This is a genomic window from Oxalobacteraceae bacterium OTU3CINTB1, assembly GCA_024123955.1.
Classification (GTDB): domain Bacteria; phylum Pseudomonadota; class Gammaproteobacteria; order Burkholderiales; family Burkholderiaceae_D; genus Rugamonas.
This window is the reverse complement of record CP099652.1, coordinates 707,591-732,554: the sequence shown is the minus strand read 5'-3', so window position 1 is coordinate 732,554 and position 24,964 is coordinate 707,591. Positions and strand designations below refer to the sequence as shown.

22 protein-coding genes and 2 pseudogenes are annotated in these 24,964 nt (G+C 65.7%); 13 read left to right on the top strand and 11 right to left on the bottom strand.

Annotation, left to right across the window (positions count from 1 at the left end; all coding sequences use genetic code 11):
• Positions 1-176 precede the first annotated feature (176 nt).
• The 13 genes and pseudogenes from NHH73_03185 to NHH73_03125 all read left to right on the top strand — a co-directional run bounded on the left by NHH73_03185 (position 177) and on the right by NHH73_03125 (position 12,136).
• A complete protein-coding gene (locus NHH73_03185; GenBank protein ID USX29773.1) occupies positions 177-1,235 on the top strand; it encodes a porin in 1,059 nt (352 codons plus the stop codon).
• 150 nt (positions 1,236-1,385) lie between these two features.
• Positions 1,386-2,054, top strand: coding sequence for a DUF484 family protein (locus tag NHH73_03180; protein USX27319.1), 669 nt, complete (start codon positions 1,386-1,388; stop codon positions 2,052-2,054).
• A gap of 11 nt (positions 2,055-2,065) precedes the next feature.
• Positions 2,066-3,001 (top strand): tyrosine recombinase XerC, encoded by a 936-nt coding sequence (locus NHH73_03175; GenBank protein USX27318.1) that lies wholly within the window; start codon positions 2,066-2,068, stop codon positions 2,999-3,001.
• A gap of 152 nt (positions 3,002-3,153) precedes the next feature.
• Entirely contained in the window at positions 3,154-4,218 is a 1,065-nt protein-coding gene (locus NHH73_03170) for a GTP-binding protein (GenBank protein USX27317.1), read from the top strand.
• Positions 4,219-4,330: 112 nt separating this feature from the next.
• On the top strand, positions 4,331-4,777 hold the full coding sequence (dksA, locus tag NHH73_03165) for an RNA polymerase-binding protein DksA (GenBank protein USX27316.1): 447 nt from the start codon (positions 4,331-4,333) through the stop codon (positions 4,775-4,777).
• Between the two features lie 182 nt (positions 4,778-4,959).
• Complete coding sequence (locus tag NHH73_03160; protein ID USX27315.1) at positions 4,960-6,312, top strand: hypothetical protein; 1,353 nt, start codon at positions 4,960-4,962, stop codon at positions 6,310-6,312.
• A 93-nt stretch (positions 6,313-6,405) separates the two neighbouring features.
• The gene (gene hslV / locus NHH73_03155; GenBank protein USX27314.1) at positions 6,406-6,948 is read left to right on the top strand and encodes an ATP-dependent protease subunit HslV; all 543 of its coding nucleotides are present in this window, start codon (positions 6,406-6,408) and stop codon (positions 6,946-6,948) included.
• Entirely contained in the window at positions 6,945-8,285 is a 1,341-nt protein-coding gene (gene hslU, locus NHH73_03150; protein USX27313.1) for an ATP-dependent protease ATPase subunit HslU, read from the top strand. Before hslV ends, hslU begins: the two co-directional genes overlap by 4 nt.
• Positions 8,286-8,299: 14 nt before the next feature.
• On the top strand, positions 8,300-8,506 hold the full coding sequence (locus NHH73_03145; GenBank protein ID USX27312.1) for a hypothetical protein: 207 nt from the start codon (positions 8,300-8,302) through the stop codon (positions 8,504-8,506).
• A 193-nt stretch (positions 8,507-8,699) separates the two neighbouring features.
• On the top strand, positions 8,700-9,446 hold the full coding sequence (locus NHH73_03140; protein USX27311.1) for a helix-turn-helix transcriptional regulator: 747 nt from the start codon (positions 8,700-8,702) through the stop codon (positions 9,444-9,446).
• 241 nt (positions 9,447-9,687) lie between these two features.
• Positions 9,688-10,449 carry a hypothetical protein gene (locus NHH73_03135; protein ID USX27310.1) on the top strand — a complete coding sequence of 254 codons (762 nt, stop codon included), beginning with the start codon at positions 9,688-9,690 and terminating at the stop codon, positions 10,447-10,449.
• Positions 10,450-10,531: 82 nt separating this feature from the next.
• Positions 10,532-10,975 (top strand): annotated as a pseudogene (locus tag NHH73_03130) (MCP four helix bundle domain-containing protein).
• 195 nt (positions 10,976-11,170) lie between these two features.
• Positions 11,171-12,136: pseudogene (locus tag NHH73_03125) on the top strand (methyl-accepting chemotaxis protein).
• A gap of 40 nt (positions 12,137-12,176) precedes the next feature.
• Here NHH73_03125 and NHH73_03120 read toward each other — a convergent pair.
• The 11 genes from NHH73_03120 to gspI form a co-directional block, all read right to left on the bottom strand.
• Positions 12,177-14,453, bottom strand: a complete 2,277-nt coding sequence (locus NHH73_03120; GenBank protein ID USX27309.1) for a patatin-like phospholipase family protein — start codon at positions 14,451-14,453, stop codon at positions 12,177-12,179.
• A 9-nt stretch (positions 14,454-14,462) separates the two neighbouring features.
• Complete coding sequence (locus NHH73_03115; protein USX27308.1) at positions 14,463-15,119, bottom strand: hypothetical protein; 657 nt, start codon at positions 15,117-15,119, stop codon at positions 14,463-14,465.
• 26 nt (positions 15,120-15,145) lie between these two features.
• Complete coding sequence (gspF, locus tag NHH73_03110) at positions 15,146-16,366, bottom strand: type II secretion system inner membrane protein GspF (GenBank protein ID USX27307.1); 1,221 nt, start codon at positions 16,364-16,366, stop codon at positions 15,146-15,148.
• 10 nt (positions 16,367-16,376) lie between these two features.
• On the bottom strand, positions 16,377-17,798 hold the full coding sequence (gene gspE, locus NHH73_03105) for a type II secretion system ATPase GspE (protein USX27306.1): 1,422 nt from the start codon (positions 17,796-17,798) through the stop codon (positions 16,377-16,379).
• A 14-nt stretch (positions 17,799-17,812) separates the two neighbouring features.
• Positions 17,813-20,113 carry a type II secretion system secretin GspD gene (gspD, locus tag NHH73_03100; protein USX27305.1) on the bottom strand — a complete coding sequence of 767 codons (2,301 nt, stop codon included), beginning with the start codon at positions 20,111-20,113 and terminating at the stop codon, positions 17,813-17,815.
• 112 nt (positions 20,114-20,225) lie between these two features.
• A complete protein-coding gene (locus tag NHH73_03095) occupies positions 20,226-20,999 on the bottom strand; it encodes a type II secretion system protein N (GenBank protein ID USX27304.1) in 774 nt (257 codons plus the stop codon).
• 28 nt (positions 21,000-21,027) lie between these two features.
• Positions 21,028-21,540: a type II secretion system protein M gene (locus NHH73_03090; GenBank protein USX27303.1), complete on the bottom strand. Its 513-nt coding sequence runs from the start codon at positions 21,538-21,540 to the stop codon at positions 21,028-21,030.
• A gap of 58 nt (positions 21,541-21,598) precedes the next feature.
• Positions 21,599-22,849: a type II secretion system protein GspL gene (gene gspL, locus NHH73_03085; GenBank protein USX27302.1), complete on the bottom strand. Its 1,251-nt coding sequence runs from the start codon at positions 22,847-22,849 to the stop codon at positions 21,599-21,601.
• A 37-nt stretch (positions 22,850-22,886) separates the two neighbouring features.
• Positions 22,887-23,963: a type II secretion system minor pseudopilin GspK gene (gene gspK, locus NHH73_03080; protein USX27301.1), complete on the bottom strand. Its 1,077-nt coding sequence runs from the start codon at positions 23,961-23,963 to the stop codon at positions 22,887-22,889.
• On the bottom strand, positions 23,963-24,580 hold the full coding sequence (locus NHH73_03075; GenBank protein ID USX27300.1) for a prepilin-type N-terminal cleavage/methylation domain-containing protein: 618 nt from the start codon (positions 24,578-24,580) through the stop codon (positions 23,963-23,965). Before NHH73_03075 ends, gspK begins: the two co-directional genes overlap by 1 nt.
• Positions 24,577-24,954 carry a type II secretion system minor pseudopilin GspI gene (gene gspI / locus NHH73_03070; GenBank protein USX27299.1) on the bottom strand — a complete coding sequence of 126 codons (378 nt, stop codon included), beginning with the start codon at positions 24,952-24,954 and terminating at the stop codon, positions 24,577-24,579. The genes NHH73_03075 and gspI overlap by 4 nt, the downstream gene beginning before the upstream one ends.
• Positions 24,955-24,964: the final 10 nt, after the last annotated feature.

Sequence of the window (24,964 nt, the reverse complement as noted above, 5' to 3'; positions counted from 1 at the left end):
AATACAACAGGAAGCCGCGATTCACCTGCTTTTGACACAAACAAGCCGCCATAGCCGACCATTCCAGCGCGTTTGTAGCGGTCAGCCTTTAAGGTTCGATCCAACCGGGGAACATGAAGCGGCCGGAAAGCATTAGACCTTTGTACGATTTTCTCTGAAAAGGAATAACTCAAATGATCAAAAAATCTTTAGTGACCGTGGCACTCATGGGCGCGTTCGGCGCTGCATCCGCGCAATCGTCCGTCGCCATTTATGGCACTCTGGATGCAGGCCTTTCCAAGCGCACCAACTCCGGCAACACCTCCACCATGGTTGGCAAACGCGACAACAACAAACTGGGTTTCCGCGGCGTCGAGGACCTGGGCAACGGCCTCAAGGCCCTGTTCCAGCTGGAGATCCGCTACGAGCCGGACACCGGCGTGATCGAAAACACCACCCGCCCCCTGTTCCAGGGCCAGAGCCGGGTCGGCCTGCAGGGCGGCTTCGGCACCGTGCGCATCGGCCGCGGCCTGACCGCGTTCCAGGAAACCAGCACCGCCTTCGAGCCGTGGGCAGGCATGCCGGCCACGGCCGGCTACCAGACCGACCTGCAAGTGGCCGGTTACACCAGCGATCCGCTGAGCGCGGCTGGCAACTCGGCCAACCGCTTCTCCAACGCCGTGTTCTACAACACGCCCGTGATCGCCGGCATCTTCCAGCTGAACGCCACGGTGGCCTCCAAGGAAGCCAACAACAACCCGGTCATCATTGGCCGCGGCACCACGCTGGCGCCGCAGTTCCCGGCCAATAGCAAGGCCGCCGCAGTGCCGTACTCGCTGAGCGCGACCGCCACCAGCGGCCCGTTCGCCGCCTACGGCGCCTACGAGCGCAACGCCGTCGACACCAAGCTGTGGTCGGTCGGCGCATCGTTCAAGCCGATCCCGGACTTGAAGCTGATGGGCTCCTACCAAAAGCAGGACCAGGAAGAAAGCGTCCTGATCAATCCTGAAACCAAGGCATGGCTGGTCGGTGCCAACTACACCATCGGCGCCGGCATGATACGCGCCGGTTACGGCCAGAAAAAACCGGACAACCAGGCCAACAATCCGAACATCGCCAAGACCAAACAGGTCTCGATCGGTTACGACTACAACCTGTCGGCCCGCACCTATCTGTACGTCGATGCGGCCCGCAAAAAAATCACCCCTGCCGCGACGTTTAATTTCTACAGTCTCGGCATACATCACAACTTCTAAACCTCGCGGTCGGCAAGAACCGCTGGTGTGACGTTGGGGATACGGACAAGGGCAACCTTGTCCGTTTTTTTTCGCGTGCTTTTCGTTTAGTACAACGCCGCGCGTCGGTTAAAATGTGTGACTAGCCCCAACTTTGCAGATAGAGTACCCATGACCGTCCCACTGGATTCCACACTTGTCGCGCAGTACCTGACAGACCACCCGCACTTCTTCGAAGAACACGCTGACTTGCTCGGTGAAATCAAACTGGCCAGCCCCATCACCGGCCGCGCCGTCTCGCTGCAGGAGCGGCAGATGGAAGTGATGCGCGATAAGTACAAGGCGCTGGAACTGCGCATGAGCAACCTGATGCGCCTGGCTTCCGAAAACGAAGCCATCGCCAACAAATTCCACCGCTGGACCAAGGTGCTGCTGGAGGCCGAAGATGTGGGCTCCATGCCACACTCGGTGGTTAGCGGCCTGAAGTCGGCGTTCGACGTGCCGCAGGTAACGTTGCGCATCTGGGACACCGAGCGCGAGTACGACGGCGAATGGTTCGTCAAAGGCGTGACCGAGGACGCGCGCCTGTTCGCCAACAGCCTGATGGCGCCCTACTGCGGCACCAACAAGGATTTCGAGGCGGTGCGCTGGCTCGACGACGCCACCGGCATCACCTCCACCGTGATCATCCCGCTGCGCAAGCCGGGCAACAAGAACGCCTTCGGCCTGCTGATCCTGGGCTCGGCCGACCCGGCGCGCTTCACCTCGCTGATGGCGACCGACTTCCTGGTCCACATCGGCGAAACCTCCAGCACCGCGCTGGCCTGGCTGCTGGCCTGAGGGGCGACACCATGGGCGCCGAACCGGACAGCAAGCTGGCCTGGATCGATGCCTACCTCGGCTATTTGTGCACCGAGCGCAAGCTCTCGGGGCACACCACCGCCGCCTACGCGCGCGACTTGCAGGAACTGGCCGCGCTGTCGGACGGCCACGACTGGCAGGCGATCGATCATTTCCTGATCCGCCGGCTGACCGCCAAACTGCACGCAAAAGACCTCGATCCGCGCTCTATCGCGCGCAAACTGTCCAGTTGGCGCGGATTTTTCGGCTGGCTCGGCGACCGGATCGCGCTGTCCGCCAACCCGGTCCAAGGGGTGCGCGCGCCCAAACGCGCCAAGACATTGCCGCGCGCGCTGTCGGTCGACGACGCGGTGCGGCTGGTGGCGCCGCCCACGCCGCGCGCCGGCGCCGGCTCGGAACCGGCCGACCTGTGCAACCGCGCGATGTTCGAACTGTTGTATTCCAGCGGCCTGCGCGTGTCCGAACTGGCCGGCCTCGACCTGACCGCCGGCAAGGCGGCGCTAGGCTGGGTCGATCTCGACAACCGCGAAGTGATCGTCACCGGCAAGGGCGACAAGCGCCGCGTGGTGCCGGTGGGCGCCGCCGCGCTCGAGGCGCTGGCGGCGTGGATCGCCGCGCGCCCGGCGCCGGTCGACGGCGGCAACGCGCTGTTTGTCAGCACCCGAGGCACCCGGGTCTCGCCGCGCGTGATCCAGCAGCGTCTGCAGGCCCACGGCGTGGCCGGCGGCGCCCCGGTGCACGTGCATCCGCACATGCTGCGCCATTCCTTCGCCTCGCACGTGCTGCAATCGTCGGGCGACCTGCGGGCGGTGCAGGAAATGCTGGGCCATTCGAGCATCAGCTCGACGCAGGTCTATACGGCGCTCGATTTCCAGCATCTGGCCGAGGTCTACGACAAGGCCCACCCGCGCGCCAAAGTGAAATAGCGGCGCAACAGCGTCTAAATCCAGTCCGTACTGACGCCGCTCAATCGGACCAATTGCTGGCACAATTGAAATTCCGGCATAATCGGCCGATTGCATTTTTGCTGTAGAGCCCCATATAGGGTTCCCGACCACCAGACTCAGGCTGCTTGAACATGGAATTGATCCCCACCACCATCCTGACCGGCTTCCTTGGCGCCGGCAAGACCACGTTGCTCAATCGCATCTTGCAAGAACAGCACGGCATGCGCATCGCCGTCATCGAGAACGAGTTCGGGCAGGAAAACATCGACAACGAAATCCTGGTTCAGGATAGCGGCGAACAGATCGTCGAAATGAACAACGGCTGCATCTGCTGTACGGTGCGCGGCGACCTGATCGTGGCGCTGACCGGGCTGGCGCAAAAGCGCGCCGCGGGTGAACTTCACTTCGACCGCGTGGTCATCGAAACCACCGGCCTGGCCAATCCGGGACCGGTGGCGCAAACCTTCTTCGTCGACGAGGAAGTGGGCACTCACTATATGCTCGATGCGGTGGTCACCGTGGTCGATGCCCGCCACGCCATGGACCAGCTGGACCAGCACGAGGAAGCGCAGCGCCAGGTCGGGTTCGCCGACAAGATGCTGCTCTCCAAGACCGACCTGGTCACCGAGGACGAGCTGGCGACCCTGACCGCCCGCCTCAAGCGCATCAATCCGCGCGCGCCGATCGGCAAGGCCGATTTCGGCCGCGCCCCGCTGAGCGACGTGCTGGACCTCAAAGGCTTCAACCTGAACGACAAGCTGGAGCTGGACCCCGATTTCCTGGCGACCGACCAGGCCCACGACGACGACCATGTGCACGACGAGCACTGCGGCCACGATCATGGCCACGATCATGGCCATGAAGGCCACGACCACAACCACCATCACGGCCACCACAGCGATGACATCGCCGCGTTTGTGTTCAAAAGTACACGCCCGTTCGACACCGCCAAGCTGGACGAATTCCTTGGCGGGCTGGTAAATGTCTATGGTCCTCGCATGCTGCGCTACAAAGGCGTATTGTTGATGCAGGGCGCCGACCGCAAGGTGGTGTTCCAGGGCGTGCACCAGATCATGGGCAGCGATCTGGGCGCGAAATGGGGAGAAAACGACGTTCGCGGCAGCAAAATGGTGTTTATTGGTAAAAATCTGCCAAAAGACATCTTTATTAGCGGTTTGGAACAATGTCTGGTATAAACTATCCGGGTTTTGTGGGGATGGCAATTTGTCACTAAACTGTCACAGCAAGCGCCACGAAATCCGGGCTGATTAATTTGAAAACTCTGTCGTATCGAAGGTAAGCGAAGTTATGACCAAAACTAATAAATCGACCCCCGCCGCCGCCGACCGCGTCCTGACCGAAGAAGAAATTCTGAAGATGGATGAAAAGGATTACATGAATCCGGCGCAAATGGCATTTTTCAAAGCAAAGCTGCAAGCCCTTGAAAAAGAGCTGCTGAAAAACGCCGGCGAAACCACCGAACACCTGCGCGAAACCGTGCTCGTACCGGACCCGGCCGACCGCGCCACGATCGAAGAGGAACACGCGCTGGAACTGCGCACCCGCGACCGCGAGCGCAAGCTGCTGAAAAAAGTCCAGCAGTCGATCGTCGCCATCGACGGCGGCGACTATGGCTGGTGCGAGGAAACCGGCGAGCCGATCGGCATCCCGCGCCTGATCGCCCGTCCGACCGCCACCCTGTCGCTGGAAGCGCAACAGCGCCGCGAACTGAAACAAAAACTGTACGGCGACTGATCCCGCCGGCCGGCCCCTGCGGCCGGCCGCCGCCAAGCCAGAAAGCACGCGCTCGCCGCGTGCTTTTTTACGTGCTTTTTTTGCCTGCTTTCTACGCACCCTTCCCATCCGTAACACGAAAACCCCTTTCCCTTCCGCTACACTAAGCTGACACGGCCAGCGCCGACGACAACGAGGAAAGCGTGGGACTGTTTTCGCTATTCAAAAAACCCGATCCGCCGCGCCCGGACCAGGCGCCGGATCCGCTTGGCGACGACGACGCCGCGCGGCTGGCCGCCAAAAGCGAAACCGCGCGCCAGCACCAGCAGGCGCGCCAGCGCGAGATCGCCCGCGCCACCGCCATGAAAATCGACGCCATCGAATCGGCGATGGCGTTCGACATCTTCAACCAGCCGGAACCGGCCTGGGGCAGCGGCCCGCGCGCGCCCAAATCCGCCCCCTCAGCCGAACCCGCCAAACCCGCCAGCACCCGCAACGACGGCGGCCCCGACACCGAGGCGCCGGCCGACCTCCCCACCACCCTGCTGCTGGGCGACGACGACTTGCCGGAGGCGGCGGTGGCGGCGCAGACCGCGCCGGTGGTCGAGGAAATCGCCATCCTCTACGCCAACGGCCAAAGCGCGGCCGCCGAGCAGATGCTGACCGACAGCGTCGGCGCCAGCCAGGACCGTACCGTCTGGTGGATGCTGTTCGACCTGTACCAGGCCGACGGCCGGCGCGAGCGCTTCGACAACCTGGCCATCGATTACGTCACCACCTTCGAAACCTCGCCGCCGTCGTGGAGCGCGGCGGCCGGGCTGGCGGCCGCCTCGCCCGGCTGGGCCGGCGTGACGCCCACCACCACCTTCAGCGGCGTGCTCGGCGAGCACATCGCCGGCCGGCTCGAAGACCTGCTGCGGCTGGCCGACGCGCATCCGGTGCTGCGGCTGGAATTCCACCGCGTCACCGACATCGAAGCCACGGCCTGCTGGCTGCTGCTCGACACGCTGCGCCGCCTGCAGGACCGCCGGCGCGAACTGATCCTGGTGGGCGCGGCCGAACTGGCCGCGCAGATCCGCGCCGGCATCGCCATCGGCCGCCCCGACGACACCGAAGGGCCGTGGCTGCTGCTGCTCGAGCTGCTGCAACTGCTCAACCGCGAAAAGGAATTCGAGGAAACCGCCATGGATTATTGCGTCACCTTCGAGGTGTCGCCGCCGTCGTTCGCCGCCCCGCACCAGGTGGCGATGGCGCCGGCCCAGCGGGCGCCGGCGTCGCCCGACCGTTTCATGTTGCCGCCAATCATGGAAAGCCAGCTCGGCCCGCTGCTGCCGGCCATCGCGCAGTACGCCGGGCAATACCAGGCCATCGTGTTCGATTGCTCGCGGCTGCTGCGCATCGACTACCCGGCCGCCATCGGCCTGCACGCCTGCCTGCAGCCGCTCGCCGCCGGGGGCCGCAAAATCGAATTCCGCGACGTGAACCATCTGGTCACGGCCCTGTTAAGATTACTCGGCTACGGCGACATCGCCCGGCTCTATCCGCATAAGTACTAGGCATAAGTACTGGTTTTGTACTAACTTGCAATTCCGCTTTCCAGCCCCACTTTTCAGTCTTGAAGCAGTTCGCGTCATTACTTTGAGGTCAATATGGAACAATTTCACGGTACCACCATCCTGTGCGTGCGCCGCGGCAAAGACGTCGCCCTCGGCGGCGACGGCCAGGTCACGTTGGGCAACATCGTCATGAAGGGCACGGCCCGCAAGGTGCGCAAGGTCTACCAGGGCAAGGTCCTGGTCGGCTTCGCCGGCGGCACCGCCGACGCCTTCACCCTGCTCGACCGCTTTGAAGGCAAGCTGGAAAAACACCAGGGCAATCTGTTGCGCGCCTCGGTCGAACTGGCCAAGGACTGGCGCACCGACCGCGTGCTGCGCCGCCTGGAGGCGATGCTGCTGGTGGCCGACCACGAGTCGACCCTGGTGATCACCGGCAACGGCGACGTGCTCGAGCCCGAGGACGGCGTCGGCGCCATCGGTTCGGGCGGCACCTACGCCCAGTCCGCCGCCAAGGCTTTGGTGGAAAACACTGAACTGTCGCCTGCCGAGATTGTCAAAAAGTCACTGACGATCGCGGGGCAGCTGTGCATCTACACCAACTTGAATCACATCGTTGAAACACTGGAACCAGCATGAACATGACTCCCCATGAAATCGTCGGCGAACTCGACAAGCACGTGGTCGGCCAGGGCAAGGCCAAGAAGGCGGTCGCGATCGCGCTGCGCAACCGCTGGCGCCGCCAGCAGGTCGAGGAGCCGCTGCGCCACGAGATCACGCCCAAGAACATCCTGATGATCGGCCCGACCGGCGTCGGCAAGACCGAGATCGCGCGCCGCCTGGCCAAGCTGGCCGACGCGCCGTTCATCAAGATCGAGGCCACCAAGTTCACCGAGGTCGGCTATGTGGGCCGCGACGTCGACACCATCATCCGCGACCTGATCGACATCGGCGTCAAGCAAACCCGTTCGGCCGAGATGGCCAAGGTGCGCGCCCGCGCCGAGGACGCCGCCGAGGACCGCGTGATCGACATCCTGCTGCCGCCGGCGCGCGATTTCGGCTTCCACCAATCGACGCCGTCGGACGCGCCGCAGGCCGGCGACGCCACGCGCCAGACCTTCCGCAAGCGCCTGCGCCAGGGCGAGCTCGACGATAAAGAGATCGAGCTGGAACTGGCCGAGGCCGGCCCGCAAATGGAAATCATGGCCCCGCCCGGCATGGAGGAAATGACCGAGCAGATCAAGTCGATGTTCTCGGGCATCGGCGGCGCCCGCAAAAAGGCGCGCAAGGTCAAGATCAAGGAGGCGATGAAGTTCCTCATCGACGAGGAAGCCGCCAAGCTGGTCAACGACGACGAGATGAAGCAGAAGGCCATCCAGAACGTCGAGCAGAACGGCATCGTCTTCCTCGACGAGATCGACAAGATCGCCTCGCGCTCGGAAGTGGGCGGCGCCGACGTCTCGCGCGCCGGCGTGCAGCGCGACCTGCTGCCGCTGGTCGAGGGCACCACCGTCAACACCAAGTACGGCATGATCCGCACCGACCACATCCTGTTCATCGCGTCGGGCGCCTTCCACCTGGCCAAGCCGTCCGACCTGATCCCGGAGCTGCAGGGCCGCTTCCCGATCCGGGTCGAACTGGAGTCGCTGTCGATCGCCGATTTCGAGCGCATCCTCACCAGCACCGACGCCTGCCTGACCAAGCAGTACGAGGCGCTGCTGGCGACCGAGAACGTCAAGATCGAGTTCGCGCCGGAAGGCATCACGCGCCTGGCGGAGATCGCCTACTCGGTTAACGAGCGCACCGAGAACATCGGCGCGCGTCGCCTGTACACGGTGATGGAAAAGCTGTTGGAGGAACTGTCGTACACCGCCAGCGAGGACGGCGGCAAGGTCATCACCATCGACGCGGCCTACGTCAACGAGCGACTCGACGCGCTGGCGGTCAACGAAGACCTGTCGCGCTACGTGCTGTAAAGAGGGAGGCGGCGATGGCGAACAAGGCCTTGTCGACGCGGCAGAAGATGACGATCCGCGTCGAACCGTCGCAAAAGCCGCCGCGCAATCCGGTGGCGCTGGCGGCCAAGGCGCGCGCCGGGGGCGCCGGTCCGCACGCCAAACCGGTGGCGTCCGAGCGCCAGGCCGCCAAGCGGCTGTTGGCGAAGGCCAAGCTCAAGCCGGACCCGGAAGATCTGTGAAATAGCGCTGTGGGCAGATCTGTGAAACCGTCGACGGGCGCCTGTGGTGGCGCCCGCTCTCGGGGAATGACGCCATCGTCCTCCACATCCTCCCGTTGTACTAATTGATTGTTCCAAGAACTGCTTTTCAGCACGGCAAGTACCGTGCTACGATACCTTTCGCGTGCTGTCTAGCCGATTTGTCAAGGTATCCATGAGTTCACCAGAATTGCTGTTGCAGGTACTGCGGACCCAGATGCGGGCCGCCGGCGTCACCTACAAAATGCTTGCCGAGCGCATCGCGATGAGCGAATCGAGCGTCAAGCGCATGTTCGGCCAGCAGGACATGTCGCTGTCGCGGCTGGCGCAGATCTGCAAGGCGGCCGGGGTGGCGATGGAGGACGTGCTGCGCGGCGCCGCTGACGCCACGCCGCAGGCCGACGCGCTGACCCTGACCCAGGAAAAGTCGCTGCTGGCGCAGCCGCATCTGCTGCTGATGGCGATCTGCTGCCTCGGCCACTGGACCCTGGAGCAGGTGCTGGAAACCTACGACCTGACCGAACCCGAATGCATCATGCTGCTGGCCGAGCTGGACCGCCTGGGCGTGATCGAACTCAAACCGATGAACCGCTACCGCCTGCGCGTGTCGAACGCCTTTAGATGGCTGCCGGACGGCCCGGTGCAGCAATTTTTCCGCGAGCACGCGGTCAACGACTATTTCGGCGGCAGCTTCGACGGCGCCGGCGAGACCTTGCTGTGCCTGCCCGCGCGGCTGTCGCTGCCGAGCGCGCAGGAGCTGGTCGGCCGCATCCAGCAGCTGGCCGGCGAACTGGCGCGGCTGCACCAGGGCGACCGCAAGCTGGCGCCGCAGGAGCGCGACGGCTTTACCCTGCTGGTCGGCTTCCGCTCATGGGAATTCGCCGCCTTCACGGCGCTGCGGCGGGCGCCCGCCAAGGGCTGACCCCATCCGTCCCTTTACCGCGCTTCACGCGCTCAGCGGGCTCGACTGCCGGCTGACCCACCCTGCATCCCAGATGTTGCTCCTCCCCTACAAAATATCGCCATTCCAATGTCGATTAAATAAATTCCGCAAGAAATTTATTTAAAACCTGCAACTGATCCTGTACCTTCGCTTTATTCGAAGGCGCATCGCCACATCATTAACTTGCAGATTGGATGGCATTAAGTCGGTAATTAACGGCATGGCCATCTTGCATAAAATTTCAATTTTTTATATGTTCAAGAATAACAGTCCGATATTATTTATATTCTTGAAATCGGCGCGTATCGCTTCGTGCGCGGCCGCGCTCGCAGCGTTCTCGTTACACACGCCGGCGGCTTGGGCCGGGCGTCCGCTGGTAACGGAAGATGCCGCGGTCTTGGACGCGGGCGCGTGTGAACTGGAAAGCTATATCGCACGTCTTGGCCGGCCCAGACTCAACCTGCAATGGGGGCAATTAGGCTGTGGCACCGGTTTTGATACGCAAATCAATGCCGGCGCCGGCAGGGAAAAAACCTATCCCGGCCATGTGACGATCGCGGCGCTCAGCGGGAAAACCGCGCTGCGCGCGCTGACGGATCAGCAGGCCGGCATCGCCATCGCCTATTCGGTGCTTGGCGGCAACCACGTCGACCACATGCGCCACGAAGCGACGGAAATCAAGGCGGTGCTCAGCGTGCCGCACGAGCACTGGCTGGCCCACGCCAATGCCGGCTGGGTCCGCACGCCGTCTTCCCATGGCGGCAAAACGATCTGGGCGCTGGCGCTGGAGCGGCGCAACGCCGCCGGCCCGGTCGACCTGATGGGCGAAATCTTCGGTGACGACAGGGCGGCGCCATGGGCGCAGCTCGCCGCTCGCTGGACCGTTGTTCCGGATCGCCTGGTTTTCGATACTTCCATCGGCGCGCAATTCAACGGCGTCCATAGCCGGCAGGCGACCATCGGTTTAAAACTTGCTTTTTAAAAGCATACTCATTCATTCGTATCAAGCGGAAAGGATTATTGTGATTTCAATTACCAGTGTATCGGTCGGCAAGCGTATCGGGATGATCGCTGGAAGCGGGCTCGTCATAAGCGTGATCATCGGCATTTTCGCGATTTATCAGCTGAACAATATGAGCGATGTTGAAACCAGCCTGGTGGAGGATGCGCTGCCGAGCATGAATATCATCAACGATATTAATGACGACATGAATAATGTCCGCGAAAGCGAACTCAACTATACACTTGCGCAAAATGAAAAACAGCTCCAGGACGAGGAAAAAGCCGCACAGGAGTACCGTGCGGAAGTGCAGGAGAACGTGCAGGACTACGCCCGCCGTATCGACAACGATGCGGAGCGCGCAGCGTTTGCCGATCTGACCCGGCAAATCGAGCTGTATTATGCCGAACACGCGAAAACCCTGACCAGCGCCCGCGCCAGCCTCGGCCAGGCCAACGCCGAGCTGGCGACGCAGGCGCGCGAGGTGTCCGGCAAGTCCTTCGATGAATTGGGCAAAAAGATCGACGCGCTGGCCACCTATAACAATGGCGCGGTCAAAGACGTGCACGGAATCGCGCAAGCGCGCCACGTCGGCAGCGTGCGGGCGATTACGGCGCTGCTGCTCGTCGCCCTCACCCTGGCCGGCGGGCTCACCGTATGGATCACGCGCGGCCTGCTCAAACAACTCGGCGGCGAGCCCGGCGAGGTCAGCGATATCGCCGGGCGCATCGCCAACTGCGACCTGATGGTCGATGTGCGCGTCAAGGCCGGCGACGGCGGCAGCGTCATGCATGCGATGAAGACCATGCGCGACAGCCTGGTGCAAGTGGTCGGCCAGGTGCGCGATTGCACCGATTCCATCAACGCCGGCGCGACCGAGATCGCCACCGGCAACCTCGACCTGTCGTCGCGCACCGAACAGCAGGCCAGCGCGCTGGAGGAAACGGCGTCGTCGATGGAAGAGCTGACCAGCACCGTCAAGCAAAACGCCGACAGCGCGCGCCAGGCCAACCAGTTGGCGATCTCGGCGTCGGGCGTCGCGGCCCAAGGCGGCTCGGTGGTGGCCCAGGTGGTCAATACGATGGCGTCGATCAACGCGTCATCGAAAAAAATCGTCGATATCATCGGCGTCATCGACGGCATCGCCTTCCAGACCAACATCCTGGCGCTGAACGCGGCGGTCGAGGCCGCGCGCGCCGGCGAGCAGGGGCGCGGCTTCGCGGTGGTGGCGTCGGAGGTGCGCAACCTGGCGCAGCGCTCGGCGGCGGCGGCCAAGGAAATCAAGACCCTGATCGACGATTCGGTCGAGCAGGTCGACGCCGGCGCCAGGCTGGTCGACCAGGCCGGCGCGACGATGGCAGACATCGTCGACTCGATCGCCCGGGTGAGCGGCATCGTCTCCGAAATCGCCTCGGCCAGCGTCGAGCAGACGGCGGGCATCGAACAGATCAACACCGCGATTTCCGAGATGGACGGCGTAACCCAGGCCAACGCGGCGCTGGTGGAGGAGGCGGCGGCGGCGGCCGGTTCGCTGCAGGAGCAGGCCAACACCCTGTCCGAGGTGGTCGGCGTCTTTAAACTGCACGCGGGCGCGACGGTCCAAAGCAAGGCCCCCCGGCGGCCGTCGCCGACGTTGACCGCCTCCCCACAGCGGGCGCTGCTGTCGTAAGTTTCGCCTTGGCCTGGGCCGCCTCAGCCGGCCCAGGCCGTCACCAGATCGGCCCTAGGAACAGATACATGCTGCTATCCCCCGACTTGGTGGCGCCGGAGCCGAAGTACAGCGGCCCGAAGCGTGTGTCCACCGACACGAAGCCGCTGGCGGCGTGCTTCAGCGATCCCACCTTGAGCGGGTTGTCTGGTCCATAGGCGGCGCCGGTCTCCAGCGAAAAGCCCAGCCGCACGTCGCCGCCCAGCGCGGTCGGCATCACGCCGATCCGCTTGGCCATCACCACGCGGCCCAGCACCGTGCGGCTGCCCATGACCGAATCGGTGGTCGTGCCCGACAGCCGCAGGAAGCCGCCCAGGGTCGATTGCGAGGCGCCGCCCTGGTTGCGTGCCCACTCGCCATACACATGGCCGGCCCAGCTGCCGAAGCTGAACGCCTTCAACGCCTGCACGCTTTGCCGCGCCGGCACCGGACCGTCGCGTCCGCGCGTCATCAGCCGCTGCAATTCGACATTGAACAAGGTGCCGCGCGTGGGGAACGCCACCGTGTCCAGGCTGTCGATATTGAACGACAGCGCGCTAACGTTTTGCGCCTCGCGCACCTCGCGCGGGTCGTGCGGGATGGTGCGCTGGGACGTGACCGTCTGCCGCGACGCGGTGTAGCGCAAGTCGCCCCAGTTGCCCAACTGGCGGCCCAGCGCCATCGACACGGTCTTGGCGTTGTAGCCAAGGCGCGCCTGGCGGAAGCCGGAGGCATCGAAGACGTCGAGCGCCGACGAACCGTACTGCAACTCCGGCGCCGCATACCACTGGGACCCCGCCCCCAGCGGCTGCCACCACTGCGTGCCAATGACGCGCTCGGTGCCGACCCGGGCAACCGTGCGCAACTCCGCGCCCCAGTCGTTGAGCGACGACAGCACATGCATGACCTTGAGCTGATAAGCGTTGTTGTCGGTGAAGTCGCTGTTCAATTCCAAGCCGATGCGCAGGCGGCTGCGCGCCCAGTCGGCCTCGGTCGGCTTGATCAACACGCTGCGGCCGTCCTGGTCGTCGCGGATCTCGGTTTCCACGCGCGCCAGGTCGCCGCGTCCGAACAGCTGGTTGCCGGCGCGCTGCGCCTGTTCGCTGGTGATCATTTGGCCGACCTTGAGCCCCGATTGCACGGCCAGCGCCTGAGGGTTGATACGTCCGCTCGGCGCCACCTCCAGCTTGGCCAGCCGCACCGGCTGGTCGATCGGCACCGGCGCCGACAGGCGGCTGGTTTCATAGGCGGCGTACTGCGCCTCCGGCAGCGCCAATTGCACCAGCCTGTCGCTCATCGACCGCACCGCCGCCTCGCCCTCCTTCATCGCGCGGTCGTGGCTGCCGAAATCGAGGAAGCCGATGCCGCCCAGGTCCGGCGCCAGCAAAATGTCGCCGGGGCGCAGCTCCTTGAGCGAGCGCTGGACGTTCTGCTCGGTCAGGATCTGCAGCATCTGCTGCGCCACGCTGACCGCGCTGACCAGTTCCTTCTCCTGCGCCAGCGGGGTGCCGACGTTGACGGCGATGATGATGTCGGCGCCCATCTCGCGCGCCACGTCGACCGGCAGGTTGCGCACCAGGCCGCCGTCTACCAGCAAGCGCTGGCCGACGCGCACCGGGGCGAACACGCCCGGCACGGCCAGCGAGGCGCGCATGGCCAGGAACAGCGGCGTGTCGCGCAGCTCCACCAGCTCGCCGGTGACCAGGTCCGAGGCGACCGAGCGGAACGGCAGTTGCAGCAGATCGACCGGCTTGTCGCGCGCGCCGTGCGGCAGCACCTGCGTCAACGCCAGCTCCAGCGCCTCGTTGCCGGCGGCGGCCGGCGGCAAGGTGACCCCGTCCATGCGGGCGCCCAGCTCGATGCGCGACGGCAGCAGCAAATCCTCCTCGCGACGGCGGTACACCAGCTGGTCGCGCGGCGGGCGGTCCGCCACCACCGCGTTCCAGTCGGTGCGGCGAACCAGTTGCTCGAGCTGCTCGACCGAGCTGCCGGCGGCGAAGGCGCCGCCGACCACGCTGCCCATGCTGGTGCCGACGACGAAATCGACCGGGATGCGCAACTCCTGCAGCGCGCGCAGCACGCCGATGTGGGCGAAGCCGCGCGCGCCGCCGCCGGACAGCACCAGCGCGACCTTGGGACGCGACTTGGCCGCGGCATCGGCGGGCGGCGGCGGGGCGGCGGCCGGCGCCACCGAGGCGGCGTTCGGGTGGACGGGCGACTGCGCCGAGGCGCCGACCATCGCGATGGACAAGAAAAAGCCGCAGCAAACAGCTGCGGCCAGGGAGCGGGCGATAACCATAAGCCTCTCTTATTGTTGACGGTCGAAGCCGGGAACGGGCGCGATGGTGGTCGATGAGCTGCTGGAGCGCGGCGGATTCTGCTGCTGTTGCTGCTGTTGCTGCTGTTGCTGCTGCGGCGTTGGCTGCATCGCCGGCGCCGGTTGCATCGCGGGAGCCGGTTGCATCGCGGGCGATGGCGGCGGCACGGGCGCCGGCGGTGGCGATCCCTGCTGCATCGGCTGCATCGACTGGTACGGCTGGCCGCCGGCCGGCCCCGCCGAACTGGTGGCGCCGGCGTCGCTCGGCAAATCGATGCGCTTGATGGCGCCGCCCTCGGACAGCAGCACATACTTCGGATGCACCTCCTTGACGGTCACGCCCGGCACCACTTCCTTGCCGATTCCCAGCGCCAGCGCCGGCTTGTTGTCGACCGCCAGGATGGCGGCGCTGCCGACACCGCTCGAAGCGACCACGCCCTTGAGCTGATAGTTGCTGGCGGCGGCGACCGAGATCTGGCCGCCGAACAGGCCCTTGGCGGCGTCCAGGTTGAGCGCCATCGGTGGCGGCGGCGGCGGCGCGGCGATCGCGCGCTGCGGCGGCTTGAACAACTGCAAGCCCCAGTACGCCAGCGACACCGACAGCAGCACCACGGCCAGCACGCTGCCGACCAGTGGCAAACGCTTCATAGATTCATGCTTCATAACTTCCCTTGTCAGCGTACCAGCTGATTGATTTCGATGATAGGCATCAGCACCGCCAGCACGATCAGCAGCACCACCACGCCCATCGCCAGGATCAGCGCCGGCTCCAGCAGGCCGGCGATGGTCAGGGTGCGCCGCTCCAGATCGGCCTCCTGCGCGGAGGCCGCGCGGTCCAGCATGGCCGGCAGCTCGCCGGTGATCTCGCCGGCGCGGATCATGTGGATCAGCATCGGCGGAAAATGCTTTTGCGCCGACAGCGAGCGCGCCAGGCTCACGCCCTCGCGCACGGCGTCGCTGGCCTCCTCGACCAGCTCCTTCATGGCGACATTGGACAAGGTGTCGCGGCTGGTTTCCAGCGCGCGCAAAATCGGCACGCCGGAGCCGGTGGTGATCGCCAAGGTGCTGGCGAAGCGCGCCGTGTTCAGGCTGCGCTCGAACTTGCCGTACAGCGGCGCCGTCAGCAGCCAGGTGTGCCAGCGGCGCTTCAGCACCGGGTTCTGCAGCGCCCGGCGCCACATGAACCACGCTCCCACCAGCAGGATCGCGACCACGATGCCGTAGTTGCGCACGAAGTCGGACACGGCCAGCATGACGATGGTCAGCACCGGCAGCTTCTGCTTGGTGTTGGCGAACACGGAAACGATCTGCGGCACCACATAGGTCAGCAGGAAGATCACGATCGAGAACGCCACCACGGTGACGATGGCCGGGTAGGTGAACGCCAGCCGCACCTTTTGCACCAGCGCGTTGCGGCGCTCGATGTAGTCGGCCAGGCGCGAGAGCACGCGCGACAGTTGGCCGATCTGTTCGCCCGAGGCGACCAGCGCGCGGTAGATCTCGGCGAAGTCGCGCGGATGGCGTCCCAGCACGTCCGACAGCGCGGCGCCGCCGATCACCTCCGAGCGGATCGAGGCGATCAGGTCGCGCATGTAAGGACGCTCGGCCTGTTCCAGCAGCGCGGTGAAGGCTTGCTCCAGCGGCAGGCCGGCTTCGAGCAAACTGGCCAGCTGACGCGTGAACAGCGCCAGCTCGGTGGTCGACAGCCGTTCGCCGAAGCCGCGGCTCTTGGCCACGCCGGCGGCGTCGATCTGCGCGGCGATGGCGTCGACCTTCAGCGGCACCAGCCCCAGCGTGCGCAGCTCGGAGCGCGCCGAACGCGCGCTGTCGGAGTTGAGCACGCCTTTTTTGGTGGCGCCGCCGGCGTCGACGGCTTCATAGCGGAATGCGGGCATCGTTGTCGGCCTAGTCTTTGGTCACGCGCAGCAACTCGGCCTGCGTGGTGATGCCGGCGGCCAGCCAACGCTCGCCGTCGTCGCGCATGGTTTGCATGCCGCTGCCGATGGCGGCCGCTTTGACTTCGGCCTCCGAGGCGCGGTTGTGGATCTGGGCGCGGATCTGCTCCGTCGTCTCCAGGAATTCGTAGACGCCGACCCGGCCCTGGTAGCCGGTGTGGCCGCAGTGCTCGCAGCCGACCGCGTGCCACAACTGGCCGTCGAAACTCTTGCAGTGGCCGCACAGCTTGCGCACCAGCCGCTGCGCCAGCACCCCCAGCAGCGACGACGACAGCAGGAACGGTTCGATCCCCATGTCGAGCAGGCGTGTGACGGCGGCGGCGGCGTCGTTGGTGTGCAGGGTCGCCAGCACCAGGTGACCGGTCAGCGAGGCCTGCACGGCGATCTGCGCCGTTTCCAGGTCGCGGATCTCGCCGATCATGATCACGTCCGGGTCCTGGCGCAAAATCGCGCGCAGCGCCTTGGCGAAGGTCATGTCGATGCGCGGGTTGACCTGGGTCTGGCCAACGCCGTTCAGGTCGTACTCGATCGGGTCTTCCACCGTCATGATGTTGGTGGTGGCCGCGTTGAGCAGCGACAGCGCCGCATATAACGTCGTGGTCTTGCCCGAGCCGGTCGGCCCGGTCACCAGCACGATGCCGTGCGGCTGGTTGATCAGGGCATCGAACTTGGGCAGCATGGTTTCGCTCATGCCCAGGTGGTTCAGGTCGAGGCGGCCGGCCTCCTTGTCCAGCAGACGCAGCACGGCGCGCTCGCCATGCCCGGTCGGCAGGGTCGAGACGCGCACGTCGACCGGCTTGCCGCCGATGCGCAAGGTGATGCGGCCGTCCTGCGGCAGGCGCTTCTCGGCGATGTCGAGCTGCGCCATGATCTTGATACGCGAGATCAGCGAGCCGTGGATCGCCTTGCGCGGGCGCACGATGTCGCGCAGCGACCCGTCGACCCGGAAGCGCACCACCGAGGTTTGCTCGAACGGCTCGATGTGGATGTCGGAGGCGCTGTCGCGCAGCGCCTGCGTCAGCAGCGCGTTGATCATGCGGATCACCGGCGCGTCGTCGGACGATTCGAGCAAGTCCTCGATCGCCGGCACGTCCTGCAGGAGCTTGGTCAGGTCGAGCTCCGCGTCGAACTCGTCTGCCACCATCGAGGCATTGCCGCCTGCGCTGGCATAGGCGGTGGCGATGGCGGTCTCGAGGTCGGCCCGGGTCATGCTCTTGAGCTGGATGCGGCCGAAACGGCGCGACACCTCGGCGATGGCGGCCGGCGCCGTGGCGCCGCACACCATGACGTCCACCGTGTGCTCGGCGGCGTCGCTCTGCTGCGCCAGCACGACGAAGTCGCGGGCGAAGGCGTAAGGTAGAAGATTACTCATCTCGTCGGCTCATCTCACTGCTGGGGTTGCTGCTGGGGTTGCTGCTGCGGTTGCGGTTGCGGCTGCACATTGTCGGCGCGGCCCGGCACGCGTGGAATCGGCGCCTGCGGAATCGGCTTGGCGACCACGCCGCCGCCACTGAGCACGCCGTTTTGCAGCGCCGGCAGCACCGGCTGGCCCAGATCCTCGACCAGCACGCTCTGCGGCGGCTTGATCGCCTCCTGCGACGAGCGCATGTAGTCGTAGCGGTCGGTGGCCAGGCTGGTGCTCTGCTCCTGGTTGCGGATCACGACCGGGCGCAGGAACACCATCAGGTTGGTCTTCTTGCGGCTGCGCGTCTGGTACTTGAACAGGTTGCCGATGATCGGGATGTCGCCCAGGCCGCGCGTCTTGTCGGTGCTGTCGCCCTCGGTGTCCTCGATCAGGCCGCCGAGCACGATGATCTGGCCGTCGTCGGCGATCACATTGTTCTCGATCACCCGCTTGTTGATGGTAATGCCGGCGGTGTTCGTCAACGTCGATTTGTCGACGCTCGACGTCTCATGATAGATCGCCAGCTTGATGGTACCGCCTTCGGAAATCTGCGGGCGCACTTTCAACGTCAGGCCCACTTCCTTGCGGTCGATGGTCTGGAACGGATTGCTGTTGGTGCCGGACGTGGTGGTGAACTGACCGGTCAGGATCGGCACGTTCTGGCCGACCGAGATCGTCGCCAGCTCGTTGTCGAGCGTAATCATGTTTGGCGTCGACAACACGTTGGCGTTGCCGTCGGACTCCAGCGAGCGCGCCAGCAGGCCCAGGCCGAGGCCGCCGGCGACCTGCTTGAACAGGCCCACCGTCAGGCCACCGCCCAGCGACGGGATTTGCGTCGTCGTCCCGCTGCTGTTGTTGAGCAGCGCGCCGGCCAGGTTGCTGATGTTGGTGCCGCCGATCGACGATTGCTGCAGGCCGCCGACGCGGTACTTGGAGTCGCCATTGCCGGTGGCGCCGAGCCATTGCACGCCGAACTCGGAGGCCTTGTCGGACGTCACTTCGACGATCAGCGATTCGATATAGACCTGGGCGCGGCGCACGTCGAGCTGGTCGATGACGGCGCGCAGGTTGCGGTAGACCGATTCCGGCGCCGTGATGATCAAGGTGTTGGTGGTGGCGTCGGCCTGGATATAGCCGGCCTGGCCGCCGCCGCCCGGCTGTTGCTGCGAATTGTTGTTGCCGGTCAGCAGAGGATTGGTCGGCCCCGTGCTGCCGCCGCTGGCCGAGCTGCCGCTGCTCTGGCCGCCGAAGCCGCCGGTGTTGCTGCTCTGGCCGCCCTGGTTGCCCTGGCCGGTGCCGGTGCCCGTGCCGCCCTGCTGGTTGGTCGACGAGGTGTCGCCCGACACCAGCGCGCGCAGGGTCTGCGCCAGCTTGGTCGCCTCGGCGTTCTTCAGGTAGACCACGTGGACGTTGCCCAGTTCCTGGGTCGGCTGGTCGAGCTTGGCGATCAGCGACTTGGCCAGGTTGGAGCGGGCCGCCGACGGCGCCCGCAGGATCAGCGAGTTGGTGCGCGGATCGGCCAGCACGTTGACCCGGCCGGCATCACCGCCGCCGGCGCCCGGCGCGCCACCGCCGCCGCCCGCATCCATCAGCTTGTTGACCATCGAGGCCAGGTCGCTGGCGATGGCGTAACGCACCGGGATCACGTCGAGGTCGGCCGTGGCCGGCGCGTCCAGCGCGGAGATGATCTTGGCCAGGCGCTTGAGGTTGTCCGCGTAGTCGGTGATCACCACCGTGTTGTTGCCCGGGTTGGCGTTGATGGTGTTGTTGGGCGAAATGAGCGGCCGCAGCACGGTGACGACGTTGCCGGCCGATTCGTAGTTCAGGTGGAAGATCTGGCTGACGATCTGGTCGCCCTTGATCTGCGTCGGCGCCGAGCCGATCTGGGTCGGGCCCGACTGCAGCTTGGCGTCCGCCTCCGGCACCACCTTGGCGTAGCCGTCGCCGCTGACGACGGCGTAGCCTTGCAGGCGCAGCGCCGAGGTCAGCAGGCTGAACGCCTGAGACTTGCTGATCGACTTTTCCGACACCAGGGTAATCGTGCCCTTGACGCGCGGGTCGATGACGAAGGTGATGTTGGTGTAGTGGCCGACGGCCTTGATCACCGACTCGATGTCGGCGCCGACAAAGTTCAGCGCGGCGTCATCGGCGGCGGCGTGGGCCAGGGCCGGCCACAGCAGCCCGGTGGTCGGCACGGCGCCGAGCGCGCAGCACAGCATCGCACCCGCGCTCAGGCGGCGCAGCGCGGGAAGATTGGATTTGCTCACGGACTGTTTTTTCATTGTCTGAACTTTGTATCTAGTGTTGTAACCACGATTGAAACTAAATATAACCATGTCGGCGGCGGCTTATGGCGGATTACGCGCTACGCGCTAATCCGCCCTACGGGAAAGCTTAGCGGACCTCTAAAGCGATGACGTTGCGGTCGCTGCCGGGACGGCGCTGGCCGAGCAAATTCAACAGATTGGCCAGCGTGTCTTCGTATCCCTTTGCCGCCTCCGCCTGCCCGGAAAACTGCAGGCGGCCATTATTCAGGTTGCCGCGTCCGCTCAGCAACAGCGGCCCCTTGACGGAATCGAGCGTCAAGGCGGCCTGCTGGCCGCGCCAGTCGAGCGCCAGCGTGTAGCTGCCCAGCGGGCTGACCGGCGCCAGCCGCGACGACATGTCCGTCATCTCCAGCGTGGTGCGGCCGTTGACGGCGATCTGGCGGTCTTGCAGCGCCAGCTCCAGCGCGGTCCACGACAGGCGCATGATGCCGCTCGGCGCCAGCGTGTTGAGCGGCGCGCCCAGGCCGGCCAGGCCCTGCGCCGGCAACAGCAGCGCCGACGGACTGAGTTGCCACTGCGACCAGCTGCCGCGGAACGTCACCGGCTGCGCCAGCGCCTCGCCGTTGTCGAGCCGCAGGTCGACCATGCCGACCAGCGCCAGCGGCGAGATCTTCCAGCTGAAACGTCCCGGCAGCAACGGCGTGACCGGCCGATTGCCGCCGGCCGCGCCGCCGATGAAGGCCGAGCCGCGCCACAGCGTACCCTGCGCGTCGCCCAAGGTCAAACGGCCACCGGTGCGCTGCTCGACGATGGCACCGAGCCACGTGGCAGGAAAGAACACCGCCAGGGTGATCAGCACGCTGAGCGCGATGGTCAGCAACCATAGCACGGCGCGCTTCATGCATGGCCTTTTTGCGCAAGCCGCACGCTCATCGCGCGCCCTGGCGCAAAGTCAGGGTGGCGTTGACCATGCCGGCCGTGTCCTGGGCCGTGAAATTGGCGTCCTGGACGGCGATGCGGCTTTCGTTGCGCACCGCGTCCAGCCAGACGACGATGCCGGCGAAGGCCACGTTGTTGAGCTGCACCTTGGCGTATTCGCCGGTGATGTTGACCGACTGCGCCGTCAGGCCGCGCGCGGCCAGGCCGGCCGTCAGGCTCTCGCGCGTCATCGGCGTCGGCTCGATGGTGTTCTGGCCGCGCAAGGCGGCCGCCTCCAGCGCCATCGCCTGCAACTCGGCGGCCTGCTGGCGCAGCACCGGCAACTCCTTGCTCAGCTTCTCGCGGCCCTCGAGCGCCGGCGACAGCAGCACGCCGTAGAACAACCCCAGCACGACCACGACGCCGCCGATGGCCAGCAGGCGACGCTCCTGCTCGGTGCGCGCCAGCCAGAAGGCCGACGCGCGGGCGCGGTAGTCCTGTATCGTTTGATCGAGTTTGCTCATGCCGTTGTGCTCATGGTTCTGTTCATGGTTCCATTCATCGTGATGCTCATGGCGCTGCTCATGGTTTGGCCCCGCCGGTGCTGGCGACGCGGATTTGCCAGGTGCCGGGATTGGCTTCCGTCAATTCCAGCTTGCGGGCCTGCAACGCGGCGCGAATTTGCGTCATCGCGGCGGCGTCGACGGTATTAGGTTTGACCTTGGCCTGCAGAGCGCGTTCCCTATAATCCAACGTAGCGATCACATCGCGCTTGGGCAACACGCTCAGCGCCTCGGCCAGGTTGGCGCTCATGGCGATGAAGCCGTCGGGCGCGGCCTGGCCGTCGTCGGCCTTGGCCAGCGAAATGTTCTTGCGCATTTGCGCGACCGGGTCGAGGATCACGGTTTCCTTCGGATAGGCCGCCTTGAAGGTTTGCATCATGGCCAGGCGCACTTCGTTGGCTTCGCGCTTGAGGCGCATCCATTCGACGTTCAGCCCCACCACGTTGACCAGCAGCGCCAGCGCGGCGATGCGCAGCGGCCAGCGCCAGCGTTGCCATTCGCGCGCCGAGGCGCCGGCCGCGCCCAGCGCCGGCGCCAGGTCCAGCCCGGCCGAGCGCGACGCCGCCACCCAATGCTGCCAGTGATCCTCGGCCAGGCTGATGCCGTGCGGCGCCGTGGCCGTATCGGCCATCAGCGGCTCGAACTGCTTCATTTGCTCCTGCGACAGGTACAACGTGACCGGCTCGTCGCCGGCCATCGCGCGCAAGGTGTGCAGCGCCGCCACCGGCTCGGCCGGCAACGCCAGGCCCATGCCGTCGTATTGCGAGCGGCGCAGGATCAGCTCGTAGCCGGCCTCGCCCAGGCTCAGCGCGGCCGAGACCGATCCAGGCTGGAACGGCAGGCACAGCTGCATCGGCAGCACCGAGACGCTGTGCGCGCCCTGCGCCAGCAGCGCCTTGACCAGCACCTCCAGCCAGGCGCGCTGGACCACGGCGACGGTGCGCACGCCGTCGGCGTCGGCCGCGCCGGCGGCCAGCACGCAATCGGCCGTGTCGCCCAGCACTTGTTCCTCGACCAGCGCCGGCAGCGCCGCCTTCAGGCGCGAGGCCGACAGCGGCGGCGCCTTCACGCGCAGCAAGGTCGCGTCCGAGGCGGCCAGCATCAGCACCACACGGCGCGAGGCGGCGATCAGGTCCCCCAGGTTGCCCAGCGGCGACGTGCCCTGCCGCTCCAGGTGGCCGCCGTCGCCGACCAGCGCGAACGGGCAGGTCTGGGCGGCGCCGCTGTCGACGCTGGCCTTGGCCGGATAGCGGATAAATAATGTACTCAAAGGGTCTCGCTTTCGTTGATCGCTCTCATTCGCTGCTCTAGTTTTCCCGTATCCATACGACCGTGGTGAGGCCCGTCCCCTGCGCCCGCGACAGCAGCGACACCGTGTCCAGCGCCGCGCGGTCCAGCTTGACCTGGCTGAAGGCCAGGAAATAGTCGCTTTTGATGGCCACCTCAACCGCCGTCTGGCGCTGCGCCGCGCCCATCTGCGGTTGCGACGTGAAATTGGTCATATCCCGATAATAAGCGCCCTTGCGGGTATTGACCATGGCCGCCGCGTCGCCTAGGGACAGCCCCGGCACCAGCGCCGCGATCAGCTCCGGCGGCGCGGTGTTCACGTTGACCTTGGTCGGCTGCGGCAGAACGATGACAAACTCGCGCAGCCGCTCGATCGCCTGCGGCGTGAAACCGCTCACCGACAGCAAATCCTCCAACCGGACGAAGCCCATCGGCTCGACGCTACCCGATACCGGCACCGTACCCGGCGGTGCGCCGGTCCCGGTCGTGCCACTGCCGCCGGTGCCTCCGGTGCCGGTGGCTCCGGTGCCCGTGGTTCCGGTGCCGCCGGTGCCGGTGCCGGTGCCGGGTGCGCCGCCCCCTGACGCGGTCTGGACCGGCTGCGTCATCGCCACCTGCATCGCTACCTGTTGCGCCAGATTCGGGTCTAATTGCAGATTTGTCAAGAGGCGTTGGAGCACGCCGATCTGCGCCTTGTCCGGCACCCGGGCGGTGGCCAGGTTGGCGAGATTGTAACGCGACTGCGCATCGACAATTTTGCCCGACAAGGTGGCGTTGAAATCCTCGCCTTCCTGGCGCTCGCGCTCGACGTAGTCGTCCAGCCGGGTCTCTTCCAGCGGCGTCGACCAGATGCCGTTCAGGCGCGTAAAGCTCCCCGAATCGAGGAAGTCCTGGAACAGGATCAGCCGGCTCAAGTCCAGCGCGCCGCGCACGATCCAGCGGGTTTGCAGTTGCAGCCGCTGGTTTTCCATCGAGCGCACCTGCACCTGCTGCTGCCAGAACAGGCTGGTGACGATGGTGACGGCCAGGGTCGTCAGCAGCAGCGCCGTGATGACGGCGACGCCACGCTGGCGCCGTGGGTTCCGACGCGCCCGCATCACAGCGCCCCCAGCAGGAAGGATTTGACCATCGGCACTTCCTGGCCCTGCAAGGCCAGCGACACTTCCAGCCCGGTCGGCGCGTTGCCCGAGCCGCCCGTCGTCATGCCGGCCGCCGGCCGCCATTCGGTGTTGATCCAGTAGCGCGCGCCCATCGACAGCACGTCGGACTGCAGCGCCACGCTGGCGGCGGTGTCGGTGTCGTTAAGCGCGGCCTGCCACAGCGCGTCCAGTTGCAGCAGGTCGCGCGTGGCGTTCGATTCGCGCCGCGTCAGCACGCCGTCGCGTACGCGGTAGGCCACCACCTGCAAGCGGGTCGGCTCGTTTTCCGTCATCACCACCCGCACGAAGGTCAGGCGGTCGTTATCGGCCAGCATGTAGGGGCGGTTGTTCACCAGGGTTGCCGTGGCCAGGCTGGCGCAATCGCTCTGCAACTGCGCGAACGCCAGTTGCAGGCCGCGTGTCTGCTCCATCTTGGCCGTCAGCGACTCGCGCGAGCGGATGATGCCGTCCAGGCCGCGCCAGCCCAGCACGGCGACGATGGCCAGGATCGAAATGGCCACCAGCAATTCGATCAAGGTGAAACCGCCGCGTCGCTTGACATGACGGCGCGTCATGAATTCAGCACCAGTTGGACCAGCTTGATGATGCGGCGTTCCGGGTTGGCCTGGTCGTAGACGCTGACCTCGACCCGGCGGAAGCGCGGATTCGGGCTGGCAATGACTTCTTCCTGGCACATCAGCTTCATGTCGCCCTGCGGACATTCGAAGGTCTGCTTGCCGACCGCCGGAAACGTCTTGGACAGGCGCAGCTGCACCAGCCGGTTCTCGGCCGACCAGGTCGCCATCATGGCGCCGCGCAGGCCGTTGCTGTTCTGGGTCAGGCTGCCGACCGCGCGCAGCGAGGCGCCCAGCGCGGTGCCGACGATGACCAGCGCCACCAGCACTTCGAGCAGGGTGAAGCCTTTGTTTTTGCGAGAGGGTCGGCGCATCTTGTTTATG

Bases quoted from the DNA above. Each gene is read 5' to 3' on its own strand.
- NHH73_03180 (USX27319.1), top strand. From the start codon at position 1,386: ATGACCGTCCCACTGGATTCCACACTTGTCGCGCAGTACCTGACAGAC.
- gspI (USX27299.1), bottom strand. From the start codon at position 24,954: ATGCGCCGACCCTCTCGCAAAAACAAAGGCTTCACCCTGCTCGAAGTG.
- NHH73_03135 (USX27310.1), top strand. From the start codon at position 9,688: ATGGCCATCTTGCATAAAATTTCAATTTTTTATATGTTCAAGAATAAC.
- hslU (USX27313.1), top strand. From the start codon at position 6,945: ATGAACATGACTCCCCATGAAATCGTCGGCGAACTCGACAAGCACGTG.
- NHH73_03120 (USX27309.1), bottom strand. From the start codon at position 14,453: ATGGTTATCGCCCGCTCCCTGGCCGCAGCTGTTTGCTGCGGCTTTTTC.
- NHH73_03170 (USX27317.1), top strand. From the start codon at position 3,154: ATGGAATTGATCCCCACCACCATCCTGACCGGCTTCCTTGGCGCCGGC.
- gspF (USX27307.1), bottom strand. From the start codon at position 16,366: ATGCCCGCATTCCGCTATGAAGCCGTCGACGCCGGCGGCGCCACCAAA.
- gspD (USX27305.1), bottom strand. From the start codon at position 20,113: ATGAAAAAACAGTCCGTGAGCAAATCCAATCTTCCCGCGCTGCGCCGC.
- NHH73_03175 (USX27318.1), top strand. From the start codon at position 2,066: ATGGGCGCCGAACCGGACAGCAAGCTGGCCTGGATCGATGCCTACCTC.
- NHH73_03075 (USX27300.1), bottom strand. From the start codon at position 24,580: ATGACGCGCCGTCATGTCAAGCGACGCGGCGGTTTCACCTTGATCGAA.
- gspK (USX27301.1), bottom strand. From the start codon at position 23,963: ATGCGGGCGCGTCGGAACCCACGGCGCCAGCGTGGCGTCGCCGTCATC.
- NHH73_03140 (USX27311.1), top strand. From the start codon at position 8,700: ATGAGTTCACCAGAATTGCTGTTGCAGGTACTGCGGACCCAGATGCGG.
- NHH73_03145 (USX27312.1), top strand. From the start codon at position 8,300: ATGGCGAACAAGGCCTTGTCGACGCGGCAGAAGATGACGATCCGCGTC.
- NHH73_03090 (USX27303.1), bottom strand. From the start codon at position 21,540: ATGAGCAAACTCGATCAAACGATACAGGACTACCGCGCCCGCGCGTCG.
- gspE (USX27306.1), bottom strand. From the start codon at position 17,798: ATGAGTAATCTTCTACCTTACGCCTTCGCCCGCGACTTCGTCGTGCTG.
- NHH73_03095 (USX27304.1), bottom strand. From the start codon at position 20,999: ATGAAGCGCGCCGTGCTATGGTTGCTGACCATCGCGCTCAGCGTGCTG.
- NHH73_03115 (USX27308.1), bottom strand. From the start codon at position 15,119: ATGAAGCGTTTGCCACTGGTCGGCAGCGTGCTGGCCGTGGTGCTGCTG.
- dksA (USX27316.1), top strand. From the start codon at position 4,331: ATGACCAAAACTAATAAATCGACCCCCGCCGCCGCCGACCGCGTCCTG.
- hslV (USX27314.1), top strand. From the start codon at position 6,406: ATGGAACAATTTCACGGTACCACCATCCTGTGCGTGCGCCGCGGCAAA.